We start from the raw sequence: 13,653 nt of genomic DNA on the forward strand, positions 1-13,653 counted from the left end.
GCAAAAGGCACCAGGGGCTTGTGCGGGTTTTTTCACCTTGTTGGAAGAGCGAGTTTCAATGGAACCATCTGGACGGGCCTAACCACACATTGGCACTCTCTTCCTGTACTGGCCTGCCCATGAAAGTCGAATCTACCCCCGAAGTGCCAATCACCCCGCGTGTGGAGCTCCCCACCGTTAGCCCGGCCGCCAAGCCTGAGCCAGGCCAAGGTATCGATGATCTTTTCCTGCACTTCAGTCAGGAGGTTGAATCCAGCAGCCGTACGTTGGACAAACGCAAAATTGGCGTACGTGTGCCTCCTGTCCAGGCGCTCGCGCAGCTCTATGAGCAGTTGGGGCATCCGGCCCAGGAAAGCTTTGCTGCGGTAGCGCGTCGAATCAGGCTGCAATTGCTGATGCAACCCAGCATCGATAAGTTGCTGGAGGCCACTGGCGGTGATCCGGCGCGCACCTTCGTGGTACTCAAGGCGGTGTGCGAGCAGGCCGAGGCTGACGTGCGCAGCTCCGAAGCCGACCTGGCGCGGGATGCTATTGCCAAGCTGGAGGTCCGTTTCAAAGGGCAGATCCAGGCGGGCCTGAATATCGCCATGGCCTTGCAGACGGCGGGTGGCGATCCACAAGAGCGCCAGGCGCTGCGCGCGCTGTACTACGCCAGTGTGGTGACACGGCAATCCCTGGCCACCATGATGCAGGCGCTGCTGGGCGTCTACGGTGACGACCGTTTTGCACATGGCTTGAATGTGATGTCCAGCGCCCTGACGGCTGACATCGCCGCCCATGTGTCCTCCGTGCCTACGGCAATGTTGCGCACCTTGCTGGTAGGGCTGCGCAGCTGCGGTGCATTGAGCGGGGTGTTGTGCAGCTGTCGTGAGCTGGTCCAGAACCTTGCAACCGAACTGCATGCGGTAAGCCTGCTGCAACGCCTGCTGGGTTATACAAGTACCGGCATCGTGACAAATGAAGTCATGCGCCTGGCCGAAGATATGGGGGCCGGCACGTCAACACTCGTGGCGCTCAATGCGCTTTATCCGCTGTTTCTGAAATTGCCTCTGGCTTTGTGGCCGGATAGCCAGTCACGCCAAGAGGCGCTGCACAACTTTCTACTGGTGATGGACCCGCTTGCCCGCCTCGAAGGCATAAGCCCAGGCTTTCCTAATTCGAGTGTCCTGGCGTGAGCGTGCTGTCCACCGTCAATGGCGTACTGCTCAAGGTAGCTCAGCGCGCCGAGGTCTTGGGCGCCGTGGTGATCATGGCCATTGTGTTCATCTTCATCGTGCCGCTGCCTACCTGGCTGGTGGACATTCTGATTGCGCTGAATATCTGTATTTCCTGCCTGTTGATCATGCTGGCGCTGTACTTGCCCGGGCCTTTGGCGTTCTCTTCCTTCCCGTCGATTTTGTTGCTGACCACCATGTTTCGCCTGGCATTGTCGATCGCTACGACGCGCTTGATTCTGCTCGAACAGGACGCCGGCGATATCGTTGAGGCCTTCGGCAACTTCGTAGTGGGCGGCAACCTGGCTGTTGGGATGGTGATCTTCCTGATCCTCACCCTGGTCAACTTTCTGGTGATCACCAAGGGCTCTGAGCGGGTTGCCGAAGTGGCGGCGCGCTTCAGCCTGGACGCAATGCCGGGCAAGCAGATGTCCATCGACAGTGACTTGCGTGCCGGTTTGATTGACGGTGTGCAAGCGCGCGACAAGCGTGAACAGTTGTCCCGCGAGAGCCAGCTGTTCGGCGCCATGGATGGCGCGATGAAGTTCGTCAAAGGCGATGCCATTGCTGGCTTGATCATTGTGGTGGTCAACCTGCTGGGTGGGTTTTCCACGGGGATGTTCCAGCACGGTTTGAGCGCTGCCGATTCGATGGCGCTGTATTCTGTGCTGACCATCGGTGATGGCCTGATTGCGCAGATTCCCGCGCTGCTGATTTCCCTGACCGCCGGTATGATCATTACCCGCGTGGCACCGGAAGGGCGCAAGGGCATCACGAACATGGGCGCCGAGATCGCACGCCAGATGACCAGTGAGCCCAAGAGCTGGATGATCGCCTCGGTGGCCATGCTGGTGTTTGCGATCGTGCCTGGCATGCCGACCCTGGTGTTTATCCTGCTGGCGATGATGACCGGCGCCTTGGGTTATTACCTCGACCGTCGGCGCCGACGTGAAGCGCAGCCAGAAGCTGAAGCCGTCGAAGCCATGCGGCCTGAAGAAAATGGCAAAGAAGACCTGCGCGGGTTTGATCCGTCCCGGCCTTATCTGTTGCAGTTTCCCTCGGCCCTGCGCGGCACGCCTGAGGTGACCGATCTTATTCACGGCATCCGCCAGGTTCGAAATTCCCTGGTTGCCAATATCGGCCTGACATTGCCGCCGTTTGAGGTCGAGATCGATGACTCGCTGGCCGATGATGAAATGCGCTTCTGCGTTCATGAAGTGCCAATGGTCAAGGCGTCGGTGGTCCAGCGCGTTGCCGTAGAGCGCAGCGCCCTGACGGTTGAGCCTGAGCATGGCATACCGGGATTGGCCGAGCGTAACGAGCAGGATTGGCTCTGGCTGCCACCTGACGACCCACTGCTCAATGACGCGCAGTTGGAGCGCTTCAATGCGACGAGCCTGATCGTCGAGCGCATGAAGAAGGCGATGATGCTCAGCGGGCCACAGTTCCTGGGGATTCAGGAGAGCAAGGCGATCCTCAGTTGGCTGGAGAACAATCAACCCGAACTGGTGCAGGAGCTGCAGCGCATCATGCCGATCTCGCGCTTTTCGGCGGTGCTGCAACGCCTGGCCAGCGAAGGGGTTCCGCTGCGCGCCGTGAGGTTGATTGTCGAATCGCTGATCGAATACGGCCAGCACGAACGTGAGCCCGAAGCACTGGCTGACTATGCGCGCATTGCCCTCAAGTCGCAGATCTACCACCAGTACAGCGAGGCCGATGGGCTGCATGCCTGGCTGTTGTCACCGCAGACCGAAAACGTGTTGCGCGAGGCACTGCGTCAGACCCAGACCGGGGTGTTCTTTGCACTCGACGGCGACAATAGCGCTGCGCTGATCAACCTGCTCAACCAGGCCTTCAGTGCACGCGCAAAAATTAAAAGCGTGTTGTTGGTGGCGCAGGATTTGCGCAGCCCCTTGCGAACCTTGTTGCTTGAGGAGTTCAACCATGTACCGGTGTTGTCTTTCGCCGAGCTGGGGAGCAATTCCAAGGTCAAGGTGCTGGGGCGTTTTGACCTTGGCCAGGATGAGTTGATGCACGGGACATTGGCATGAACACATCGCTACTTGCAGAGTACGGGGGGACGTACTGATGTTCGAACTCCGAGTGTTGGATGGTTCGCATCAAGGGGCCGCGCTGCCTCTGTTTGGCGAGCAATGGAGCCTTGGCGCCAACGCGGGCGCTGACCTCTTGCTGGATGACCCTGGTGTCGCCGAGCACCATGCCCGCCTGTTATTGCTTGAAGGGCGCTGGTCAGTGCAGGCTGAAGCGGGGTTGCTGAAAAACAGCGATGGGCAAATGTTGGCGCAGATCGGCGATCTGGCACTCAACACGCCGTTTGTGATTGGCTCTGTCAGCTTGTGTGTCAGCCCTGCCGATCATCCTTGGCGCCAGGCATCGGTGCTCAAACCGCCCCAGCCGGCAACGGAACCCTTGCCCCCGGCGCCACTGCCGCTGACGCTGTCTTCCATTTCCGCGTTGCAGCAAAAACGCCTGGTAAGCCTGGTGCTGCTATGCGCCGTGATCATCGCTGCGGTTGGCATTATCTTCAGCGGTGAGCGCGAAGCCCAGGCATCGCTGATGCCGGCGGTCATTCAGAAACCTGGGTTGGACTCACCCATTGAGGTGCGCCAGCAACTCATGAGGATGCTCAACGAGCGCGAATTGCTCCAGCGTGTCAGCTTGCAGATCGTCAATGGTCAGATTGCCCTCAATGGTGTTGTTTCCCAGGATGAAGTGGAACTGATTGCGCGCATGCTCGACCGTTTTGCCGAGCAATTCGACACGGTGGTGCCGGTAATCAGTCGCGTACGGGTACGCGATGGCAGGTTACCGTTCAAGATCTTGCAGATAGTGGGCGGTCCGAATGGCCACGTGGTGCTGGAAGAAGGAACCCGCTTATTCGTGGGTGATGAAGTGGATGGTCTGCGCCTGGTTTTGATCGATAACAGCAAAGTGGTTTTCGACGGCGAGCAACGTTATGAGGTGGGCTGGTGAAGGGGTCGCTGCAGGAGCGTCTGGAGGCCTGGCAACTGAACCAGTCACAGGCGTTGAGCAGCTTCGCACCGGTGACGATGCTCGGTCGTATTCAGCGCGTGAACGGCATGCTGTTGCAATGCCGATTGCCGCAGGCCCGTATTGGCGACCTGTGCCAAGTCGAAAAAGCACCGGGCGACTACATGCTCGCCGAGATCATCGGGTTCGATCAGCGCGATGCGGTGCTCAGTGCCCTGGGCAATCTGGAAGGCGTGCGTGTAGGGGCCAGCGTTGCGCGGTTGGGGGTTCCGCATCAGGTTCGGGTCGGTGATGAGCTGTTGGGACAGGTGCTGGATGGTTTTGGTCGCCCGATTGCGGGCGATGGTGTGGGCGCGTTCGTGGAAGCGGAAATACCTGGGGCGACCACCGTGTTATGTGAGGCGCCTCTTCCTACCGAACGGCCGCGGATCAACCGTGCACTGGCCACGGGTGTGCGCTCGATTGATGGCCTGATGACCCTGGGGGAGGGGCAGCGTGTGGGGCTGTTTGCCGGTGCCGGTTGTGGCAAGACCACCTTGTTGGCCGAGATCGCCCGTAACGTGGAGTGCGATGTGATCGTATTCGGTCTCATCGGGGAGCGGGGCCGGGAGTTGCGCGAGTTTCTTGATCACGAACTGGACGAGCAGTTGCGTGCCAAGGCCGTGTTGGTGTGCGCAACGTCCGACCGCTCAAGCATGGAGCGCGCGCGTGCCGCGTTCACGGCAACCGCGCTGGCCGAAGGTTTCCGGCGTAAGGGTCAGCGTGTGCTGTTGCTGATCGACTCTCTGACCCGTTTTGCCAGGGCCCAGCGTGAAATCGGCCTGGCTGCCGGTGAACCCTTGGGGCGCGGTGGTCTGCCGCCGTCGGTCTACAGTTTGCTGCCACGCTTGGTGGAGCGTGCCGGCTTGACCCGTGAAGGCGTGATCACGGCCATCTATACAGTGCTGATCGAACAGGACTCCATGAACGATCCGGTGGCGGATGAGGTGCGCTCTCTGCTCGACGGTCATATCGTCCTGTCGCGCAAGCTGGCCGAGCGCGGCCACTACCCGGCGGTCGATGTACTGGCCAGCCTTTCGCGGATTCTGAGCAATGTCGCCGAGCCCGTGCATATCCGTGCCGGTACGGCGTTACGACGCTTGCTGTCGGCTTACCAGCAGATCGAGCTGATGCTCAAGCTAGGGGAATATCAGCCCGGCAACGATGCGCTCACCGACCTGGCAGTTGATAGTCGGCAGGCGGTGGATGGCTTTCTGCGCCAGGACTTGCGCGAACCTTCGCCGCTTGCCGCCACCATGGATCAATTGGCTGAGCTGACCGCCCATGTCCCATTCTGAAGTGTTACCGGGTGAAATCGACACTCTGCGACGTTTGCGTCGACACCGCGCTGACCGTGCCGAGCGTGCGCTGCGTGAGGCAAAACGGGCGCAGCAAGCGCTGGTCGCGCACATCCTGGAGGCGCAAGAAGTCCTCGAACAAACCCGCCTGGAAGAGGCTCGGCAATGCGCCGAGTTGTTGAGTCTGCACCAGGGGCAGGTGGTGACGTTCAAGGCGCTGAAAAACTGGAATGCCACGGAGCGGCAATTATCGGCGGGTACCCGGCGTGAAGAAGGCCAGTTGTTGCAACTCAAAGAGCGGCAGCAAGAGCAGGCTGCACAGGTCGACCACGCGCAGAAACACGTCACCTTGTGCTTGCGCCAGGTGGAAAAAATCCAAGAGTTATCTAAGTTACTGACGCAGGAGCCGATATGAAACAGGTTTCAGTTAGTCCGCCTGAACGTCCGCGTCTGCGTGAGTCTCGTGATGACCGTGCGCCTGAATTCGGCGCCCTGGTGCCTTGGGAGCAAGGACGATTCTTCGCCCGGTTGTTTAACGATGGGGGCCAGGACGGCGGGGGATATGGAACGTCTCTGAACGCAATCAAAGCCTCGGGCGATGTGGCCATGATCGAGGCGTTGACCGAGCAGTTGGCGCCGCGAATGCTCGTCGGTTCGCAATGGCCGATGATGGCGGTTTTTCACCTGGGCCGCCTGGGACGGGTCAACGCCAGTATCCGCCGGGAGCAGGGGAGCTGGAATGTCGAGCTGGACGCGGAGCAAGACAACACGGCGCGCTGGCTCAGTGGCGTACGCCAACAATGTGAGCAACGGCTGGCGGCGAGCCTGCGCCAGCCCGTCAATGTGTATCTGGCAAAATCGGCGCAGGCATGATGCTGCCACCTCTGATATTTCCCACATTCAAAGCCGATATTGCGGTTGCCCGGCAGCGGTTGGGGCAAGGGTTGTGTATGCCGTTCGAGGTCGCCGGTTCGAGAGGCGAGTTGAGAATGGAGCCTGGTACTGCTCCGGTGGACATCCAGCCGCTTTGCTTCGAAACCGCCTGTGGAGTAGTGGCCTTCAGTGAGCCAGGACCGCAGTTAAGCCTGATGGGCGAATGCCCGGTGACGTTCGCGCAGGCCGGCAACGATCCCGACGCCTGGTTCTGGGAGTTGTTTCAGCATCATCTGAGCCCTCAGGTGCAAGCGCTGTTTGGTTACCTGCGTTTGCTGCCCGGCCCCCGCCCCTTGAACTTTGGTTGTCGACTCTGCGTGACGCTCGGCGCCTCTCGCGTCACGGGCTATCTGTGGCTGTCTGTCGAGAGCTTTCTGGCGCTATGCAAGGCGGGGCCGTGGCGGCTCAAGGCTGAGCCAATGCCGGCGCAGTTTCAGCTGGCGGTGGACGTAACGCTCGGGCGCCTGCGGTTGTCCATGCACCAACTGCGCAGCTTGCGTGCCGGTGACGTGCTGGTGCTTGAACGAGCCTTTTTCAGTGCGTCGGGAACCGGCCACGTACAGGTTGGCAAACAGCGTCTGGTGGGCTGGATCGACGCTGGATCCGGGCCGACGCGTCTTACCCTTACTTCTATCGAGGATATGTTTGTGGACGAGGATTTTGCAACACAACCCTACTCAGGGCATGAGGATGAAACCGCGGTGATGGATGTGTTCGGGCATGAACCCTTCGACGAGCTGAGCATGGCGCTCAATGTACGGTGCGGTACGCTGAACCTGACCCTCGGCGAGTTGCGCAACCTTGCGCCCGGCGCGGTGCTGGGAGTCGCCGGCTATGCCCCTGGCACTGCGGGGCTCTACTACGGCGACCGCCCCCTCGGCCAGGGCCAGTTGGTTGAAGTGGACGGGCGGCTGGGGCTGCAGATGACTCGCGTGATCTTTTCTCGATGAGTAGTTTCCAGGGAATAGATCCGGTCGTCCTGGCAATATTTCTGGGGGCATTGTCGTTGATGCCCATGCTGTTGGTCGTCTGCACGGCGTTCCTGAAGATCGTGATTGTGCTGATGATCACCCGCAATGCCATCGGTGTGCAGCAGGTGCCTCCGGGCATGGCCATCAATGGTATTGCCCTGGCGGCCACCCTGTTCATCATGGCGCCTGTAGGCTATGAGATGGCCGAGATCGTCAAGGTGTCGCCCCTGGACCTGACCAGCGTGGGCACACTTCAGCAGACGGGAATGGAGGCGATCAAACCATTGCGCACCTTCATGCTGCGCAACAGTGACCCGGATATCCTTACCCACCTGTTGGAAAATGCCATGCGCATGTGGCCGGCACAGATGGCACAGGAGGTCCAACGTGAGGACCTGATCCTGCTGGCGCCGGCCTTTGTGCTGTCACAGTTGCAGGCGGGGTTCGAAATCGGCTTCCTGATCTATATCCCTTTCATCGTGATTGACCTGATTGTCTCCAATCTCTTGTTGGCGCTGGGGATGCAAATGGTCTCGCCCATGACCATTTCCCTGCCGCTCAAATTGCTCTTGTTCGTGATGGTCTCCGGGTGGTCGCGGTTGCTCGACAGCCTGTTCCTTTCCTATCTCTGAGTGGCCTATGGAACCCATCGTATTATTCAAGCAGGGCATGTTGCTGGTAGTGATGCTGACGGCGCCGCCGCTGATTGTGGCGGTGGTGGTGGGGGTCATGACCTCCCTGGTGCAGGCGCTGATGCAGGTACAGGACCAGACGTTACCCTTTGGTATCAAGCTGGTGGCAGTGGGGATCACCCTGATCATGACCGGCCGCTGGATCGGTGTGGAGTTGATCCAGTTGATGAACGTGACCTTTGACATGATCGGTCGCTCGGCCCTGCACTGAGGTCTTGCCTGTGCTGCTATATCTTGAGTATTTGCCCAGCCTGCTGGTCGCCATGGCGCGTATCTACCCCTGTGCCTTCCTCGTGGCGGCATTCTGTTTTCAACATATACGCGGCATGCTGCGGCACACCATTGTGATGGTCATGGCACTGCTGCCTGCACCTGCCATTCACGTCATGCTGGCGGGCCAGGAATACTCGGCGCTGATGCTCGGTGGGCTGGTCTTCAAAGAGTTGGCTCTGGGATTATTGCTGGGCGTGTTGCTGTCCATGCCGTTCTGGCTGTTCGAGTCGGTTGGGGCGTTGCTGGACAACCAGCGGGGCGCCTTGGCCGGTGGGCAGCTCAACCCCTCGCTTGGGCCAGACGCGACGCCAGCCGGGCACTTGTTCAAGCAATTGGCGATTTTTCTGCTGATGACCAGCATGGGCCTTGGGGCGTTGACGCAGGTGATCTGGGACAGCTATCTGCTCTGGCCACCGACGGTGTGGTTCCCGCTGCCCGCTGCCGATGGCTTCGATGTATTTGTCGGCCTGCTGGGCGATACCTTCACGCACATGATGCTCTACGCCGCGCCCTTTATTGCAGTGCTGCTGTTGCTGGAGTTCGGCATTGCCCTGCTGGGGGTCTACAGTCAGCAATTGCAAGTGAGTACGTTGGCGCCGCCCCTCAAGAGCCTGGCGGGTATCGGAGTGCTGTTGTTGTATTTTGCGTTGCTGCAGGACCTGATCGTCGGACGCATGGGCTTGCTTAAAGACCTCAAGCACTCCCTGGGCGTGTTTTTCGAGGTCTCGCTGTCATGAGTGATTCGGGGGAAAAGAAGCACCCCGCGTCAGCCAAGAAGCTGCGCGATCAGCGTAAGAAAGGCCAAGTCGCCCAAAGCCAGGATGTGGGTAAGCTACTGGTGCTGACAGCCATCAGCGAAATCGCCTTGTTCACCGCCGAGAGCAGCTTGCAACGTTTCCAGCAGTTGATGCTGCTGCCGATCTCGCGCCTGTCCTTGCCTTTCCCGCAGGCGCTGGAAGAAGTGACGGTCGAAGGCTTGATGGTGTTTTTCTCCTTCGCCCTGCTGATGGCCGCGGTGGCGATTATCACCAAGCTGGTCAGCAGCTGGATGCAGTTCGGGATTCTGTTCGCACCGGACTCCTTGAAGCTGGACTTCAATCGTCTGAACCCGCTCAGCCAACTCAAGCAAATGTTCTCTGTCCAGTCGGTAATGAACCTGTTGATGAGCATCGTCAAGGCAACACTGCTGGGCCTGATCCTGTACGTGGTGATCTGGCCTTCCCTGGGGGTGTTGATCAATATGGCCAGCAGCGATCTGCAAAGCTACATCCTGGGATTGATCGCCCTGTTTCGCTATCTGCTGCATGCCTGTCTTGGGTTATTGCTGGTGCTGGCGCTTATCGACCTGGCGATGCAGAAGTACTTCTTTGCCAAGCGCATGCGCATGACCCAGGTCGAGGTCGTGAAAGAGTACAAGGACATGGAGGGCGATCCCCACGTGAAGGGCCAGCGCCGCGCCCTGGCACAGCAATTGGCCCAGGAGGAGCCGAAGGTCAAGCTGCCCAAGCTGGAGGAGTCCGATATGCTGGTGGTCAACCCGACGCACTTTGCCGTGGCCTTGTATTACCGCCCCGGTGAAACGCCGCTGCCCCTGCTGGTGAGCAAAGGGACTGATGATGACGCCCGTGCGTTGATCGCTCGCGCCAAAGCGGCCGATGTACCGGTGATCCAGTGCGTGTGGTTGGCCCGTACGCTGTACCCGAACAAGCTGGGGGCGACCATTCCTCGTGAAACCCTGCAGGCCGTGGCATTGATCTACCGCACCCTGCGCGAGCTTGATGATGAGGCCAAGCGTGAAACCCTGGAATTGCCGGAGCTTGATCTGCGTTGATCAGCGCCGGGTACGCGCATCCAGGGTTTCAAGGTTGGCCAACGACAACATTCGGCTGAGGAGCCTGTTGAGCAGGTTGCGCTGTGGGGGCAGTGCATGCCAGATCACCAGAGCGTCCTGTGCATCAACGTAGATAAAGCAGCCATCGAATGCCACGGCTTGCTCGAAACGCCGCTCCAGCACGTTCTGCAATTGTGAAGCTTGCAGTGCCTCGCGAGCCACGTGCAGGGCCAGGCCCTGACGGGGTCCGGCTTGCAGGCTGCTGGCCGTTACCCCCGGGCCAAGTGTCAGGTGAGCGGCAGAGCCGCCCACCAGGCTGTCGAGGAATACCTGGCGTTCATCGGCCGGGGTTCCTTGGGCGCTCATCGTTCCAGCGACACTGTCTGATAGTCCGCGCGCTCCCCGGCAGGGCCGGGTTCGACGCGCATTTGTGGAGGCCACCAGATCACCAGCTTGTCCTGGGTCGATTGCGGACGTGAGCAGGAGTCGCCCTTGCAGGTGGGCGTACAGCCGGCGACAAGCAGCGCCGCGCCGATCAGGGTGACGTACAGCAAGCGATGTTTCATGGCTTGGCCTTTTGGGTTGGAGTGATCAGGGAGGGACGGGGCACGCTGACGTGTTCATCCTTGACCACCGGACGCATGGCGATAAACACTTCTGCTTCCTCGCCAGGCTTGAGCCAGGCGCGCGGCCAGACACTCACGGCCAGGGTTTGCGACGTACTGCATTCCTTTTCGTCGATACGCACATTGCGGTTGAACTGATTGCGCAGCACCACCACGGCTACGTTGTACTGCGGGCCGGCGTACCATTGGCTGCGCTCGGTGTTCAGCGCCAGCAAGTTGCGGGTGCTGCACAAGGTGTTCAACCCCAGGGGCATCGGCGCTACCTTGAACGCTTTGGGCACTTGCCCTGCGACCAGATGCGCCAGGGTACTGATAATGTCACTGCGCTTGATCTCCGGCTGGTGAGGGTCATAGCGCCTGACCAGGGGGGTGAGAGCGGCCTGCAATTGGGCCTGGTCTGCCTGGGGCAGGTAACGTGACGGGTCGGCCTGGTCGCCGATGACGCGTGGCGTGAGGATAAACAGACGTTCGCGCCGATTGTTCTGTCGTTCAGTCGAGGAAAACAACGCCTTGCCCAATAGAGGAATATCACCCAGCAGGGGCACCTTGCTGTGCTTGTCGATGCTTTCGGTGACGTGGAAACCGCCGATCACGAGCGAGCGTTTTTCGGCCATGATGGCCTGGGTGCTGACTTTGCCTCGGCGTACATCGAAGCTGCCGGGAGTAGGGTTGGCATCTTCGAAGTTACCGTCCTCGATATCTACCAACAGCTGGATCTGATGACCGCCACGGCTCGTGATGACGCGCGGCACGACCTGGAAGCCGGTGCCCACGGTGATCGGCAGAATCGTAGCGTTTTGCCGACCGCTGGTCAGGTATTGGGTTCGGTTGAAATCAATCACCGCCGGCTGGTTTTCCAGTGTCAGCACTGACGGATTGGATACCATGGTTGCCAGGCCCTTGGCTTCCAGCGCGCGTATCTCCGCGTCGAAACGACCACGGTTTTCAATTGTCAGTTGAGCGTTGCCGGAAATCAGGTTGGATGCGCCACTGAAGCGACTGTTCTGAAAGCCCCATCTCACCCCGAATTCGCGCAGTTGCGTGCGCTCGATGTCGAGGATGATTGCATCGATTTCCACCAGTTTGCGTGCCACGTCGAGTTGAGTGATCAGTTCGCGATACATCGCCTGCCGTTCCGGCACGTCATAAATCAGGATGGCGTTATTGCGCAAGTCGGCTTCGACGCGGATACGGGCTGGGCTGACCGGGGCACGTGGGGTGATTGACATGCCTGTATCGGTAGAGCCGTTCAGCCCGGTTGTCGCGGTGGAGCCGAGCATTTGCCCCAGCAACGGGTTGCTCAAGCGTGGAACCACGGGCGTAATGAACGCGGGCTGGGTGATGGAGCGTTGAGCCTGTGCCGAAGAGGTCGAGGTTGAGGTTGAGCGCGGTTCCAGAAGCCCTCGTAGCATGGTGGCTACACCGGGGATGGTGATTTTTTCGTTGCGGTATTCCATTTGGCGGTCCGCCGCGCTGGCGAATTTCAGTGGGTAGCTCAACACGCTCTGTTTTTCATCCGCGGAACGGCGCTGGCTGCTGAAACGCTTGATTTGTTCGATATAAACTTTCGGGCCGGAGACCAGCACAACACCGTCTTCCGGCAACTCGCCCCAGCCGAAACGACTGTCGAGCAAGCCTATATCGGTCAGCGCTTGCTTGAGGTCTGCGATGGTCTCGGAAGAGACTTCCAGGCGTGCGGACTCTTGCTGGTCCAGGGTGCTGATATAAAGGGTGTTGTTGTACATGTACCATTGGAAACGGTGTTCGACCCCCAACCGGTCGAGCAATGACTGTGGCGTATTCGCGCGTATCTTGCCGTTGACGTTACCTTCGAGCAGGCCCTCGACCTGGAGCTGAGTACCAAATGTCTGGGCAAAATCTTCCAGCACTTCGCGCACCGGTTTGTGCTGGGCTTCATAAGCGTAGGCTGTGTTTTTCCATTCGGGAGGAATTGCGGCCAGCGCGCTATCCAGTGGCAGCAGCCACCCAGGCAGCATGATGAGCCAACACCAGGCGGCGCGGTGGGTCGAAGCAGGTACGTGAGGGCGCAAGCGTTTGTGCTTGTCGTTTTTGTCAGGCATGGGAAAGTCTCTGATTAGTGCGATATCGAGCGCAGCGACGTGGGTATGAATGTGCGTACAGGCCGCGCCTGGCGCGCGACAATGGCGCGCCAGGTGTCGCGTTGGTTGAGAAGGGATTCGAGACACTTCGCCAGCTGCTCGCCGTGCCCCCTCTCCACACATTGAATAAGCCAAAGCGCACCGGTGGTCGGCGCCAATGCCACTGCGCCGTGAAAATAGCTCAGGCTGGGGCCTCCCAGACGCATCCAGGTGCGCAGCTGGGCTTTGTCTTCGTCCGCTTTGGTCAACTGAACCTTTACCAGCAGTCTGTTCGAAACGCGTTGAAAGATGATTTCGTCGTCGTTCTCAAACAAAGTCAGCTGCCCTTCGTGGCCATTCAGCCAATCGGCAAGGAGTGCTTGCAACTTATTGCACGCCGTCCAGCGCTGTTTTGAGCAACGTATGCCTGGAGCGCGTGTGTTCGTTGAACGCGATAAGAGAGAGCTTCTGTTGCTTCACAAGGTCGCTGAAATATTCGATATCTGCATCGAGCGCAACCGGATCTTTATAGGCTGTATTCACTCGCTTGATATCAGCCTGAACTTGCTTCAATAGATGGTTTTTCAGGTTTCCGTGAAAGTCCATGATTTTTACTCCAGATGTGTCTGAACTGTGTGGCGGGTTGTTTGCCACCAGTTCCATCG

Annotated in this window: 16 protein-coding genes; 11 read left to right on the forward strand and 5 right to left on the reverse strand. The window is 59.4% G+C overall.

Annotated features, from left to right (window positions below; all coding sequences use genetic code 11):
* Positions 1-119 precede the first annotated feature (119 nt).
* From PSH76_RS03610 to sctU, 11 genes are read left to right on the forward strand one after another with little or no spacing between them, the layout of a single operon-like run.
* The gene (locus PSH76_RS03610; protein WP_138761249.1) at positions 120-1,175 is read left to right on the forward strand and encodes a TyeA family type III secretion system gatekeeper subunit; all 1,056 of its coding nucleotides are present in this window, start codon (positions 120-122) and stop codon (positions 1,173-1,175) included.
* A complete protein-coding gene (gene sctV / locus PSH76_RS03615; protein WP_032893684.1) occupies positions 1,172-3,265 on the forward strand; it encodes a type III secretion system export apparatus subunit SctV in 2,094 nt (697 codons plus the stop codon). The genes PSH76_RS03610 and sctV overlap by 4 nt, the downstream gene beginning before the upstream one ends.
* A gap of 37 nt (positions 3,266-3,302) precedes the next feature.
* Positions 3,303-4,208 carry an FHA domain-containing protein gene (locus PSH76_RS03620; protein ID WP_138761250.1) on the forward strand — a complete coding sequence of 302 codons (906 nt, stop codon included), beginning with the start codon at positions 3,303-3,305 and terminating at the stop codon, positions 4,206-4,208.
* The gene (locus PSH76_RS03625; protein ID WP_032893682.1) at positions 4,205-5,563 is read left to right on the forward strand and encodes a FliI/YscN family ATPase; all 1,359 of its coding nucleotides are present in this window, start codon (positions 4,205-4,207) and stop codon (positions 5,561-5,563) included. The genes PSH76_RS03620 and PSH76_RS03625 overlap by 4 nt, the downstream gene beginning before the upstream one ends.
* Positions 5,550-5,978, forward strand: coding sequence for a YscO family type III secretion system apparatus protein (locus tag PSH76_RS03630; protein ID WP_032893681.1), 429 nt, complete (start codon positions 5,550-5,552; stop codon positions 5,976-5,978). The genes PSH76_RS03625 and PSH76_RS03630 overlap by 14 nt, the downstream gene beginning before the upstream one ends.
* On the forward strand, positions 5,975-6,436 hold the full coding sequence (locus PSH76_RS03635; RefSeq protein ID WP_138761252.1) for a type III secretion system HrpP C-terminal domain-containing protein: 462 nt from the start codon (positions 5,975-5,977) through the stop codon (positions 6,434-6,436). Before PSH76_RS03630 ends, PSH76_RS03635 begins: the two co-directional genes overlap by 4 nt.
* Positions 6,433-7,446, forward strand: coding sequence for a FliM/FliN family flagellar motor switch protein (locus PSH76_RS03640; protein WP_305493608.1), 1,014 nt, complete (start codon positions 6,433-6,435; stop codon positions 7,444-7,446). Before PSH76_RS03635 ends, PSH76_RS03640 begins: the two co-directional genes overlap by 4 nt.
* Entirely contained in the window at positions 7,443-8,099 is a 657-nt protein-coding gene (gene sctR / locus PSH76_RS03645; RefSeq protein WP_032893678.1) for a type III secretion system export apparatus subunit SctR, read from the forward strand. Before PSH76_RS03640 ends, sctR begins: the two co-directional genes overlap by 4 nt.
* Positions 8,100-8,106: 7 nt before the next feature.
* On the forward strand, positions 8,107-8,370 hold the full coding sequence (gene sctS / locus PSH76_RS03650; protein WP_003188329.1) for a type III secretion system export apparatus subunit SctS: 264 nt from the start codon (positions 8,107-8,109) through the stop codon (positions 8,368-8,370).
* Positions 8,371-8,380: 10 nt separating this feature from the next.
* On the forward strand, positions 8,381-9,169 hold the full coding sequence (sctT, locus tag PSH76_RS03655; protein WP_032893677.1) for a type III secretion system export apparatus subunit SctT: 789 nt from the start codon (positions 8,381-8,383) through the stop codon (positions 9,167-9,169).
* Positions 9,166-10,263, forward strand: a complete 1,098-nt coding sequence (gene sctU / locus PSH76_RS03660; RefSeq protein ID WP_305493609.1) for a type III secretion system export apparatus subunit SctU — start codon at positions 9,166-9,168, stop codon at positions 10,261-10,263. Before sctT ends, sctU begins: the two co-directional genes overlap by 4 nt.
* On the opposite strand, the gene PSH76_RS03665 is transcribed toward sctU, so the two are convergent.
* From PSH76_RS03665 to PSH76_RS03685, 5 genes are read right to left on the reverse strand one after another with little or no spacing between them, the layout of a single operon-like run.
* Positions 10,264-10,629 carry a hypothetical protein gene (locus PSH76_RS03665; protein ID WP_032893675.1) on the reverse strand — a complete coding sequence of 122 codons (366 nt, stop codon included), beginning with the start codon at positions 10,627-10,629 and terminating at the stop codon, positions 10,264-10,266.
* Positions 10,626-10,829 carry an HrpT family type III secretion system protein gene (gene hrpT, locus PSH76_RS03670; RefSeq protein WP_032893674.1) on the reverse strand — a complete coding sequence of 68 codons (204 nt, stop codon included), beginning with the start codon at positions 10,827-10,829 and terminating at the stop codon, positions 10,626-10,628. Before hrpT ends, PSH76_RS03665 begins: the two co-directional genes overlap by 4 nt.
* Positions 10,826-12,970 carry a type III secretion system outer membrane ring subunit SctC gene (gene sctC, locus PSH76_RS03675; RefSeq protein ID WP_032893673.1) on the reverse strand — a complete coding sequence of 715 codons (2,145 nt, stop codon included), beginning with the start codon at positions 12,968-12,970 and terminating at the stop codon, positions 10,826-10,828. Before sctC ends, hrpT begins: the two co-directional genes overlap by 4 nt.
* 14 nt (positions 12,971-12,984) lie before the next feature.
* Positions 12,985-13,374, reverse strand: coding sequence for a type III secretion system chaperone (locus PSH76_RS03680; protein WP_138761255.1), 390 nt, complete (start codon positions 13,372-13,374; stop codon positions 12,985-12,987).
* A 1-nt stretch (position 13,375) separates the two neighbouring features.
* On the reverse strand, positions 13,376-13,651 hold the full coding sequence (locus PSH76_RS03685) for a hypothetical protein (protein ID WP_138761256.1): 276 nt from the start codon (positions 13,649-13,651) through the stop codon (positions 13,376-13,378).
* Positions 13,652-13,653: the final 2 nt, after the last annotated feature.

It is taken from the genome of Pseudomonas sp. FP215 (assembly GCF_030687795.1).
GTDB classification, from domain to species: Bacteria; Pseudomonadota; Gammaproteobacteria; order Pseudomonadales; family Pseudomonadaceae; genus Aquipseudomonas; species Aquipseudomonas salmasensis.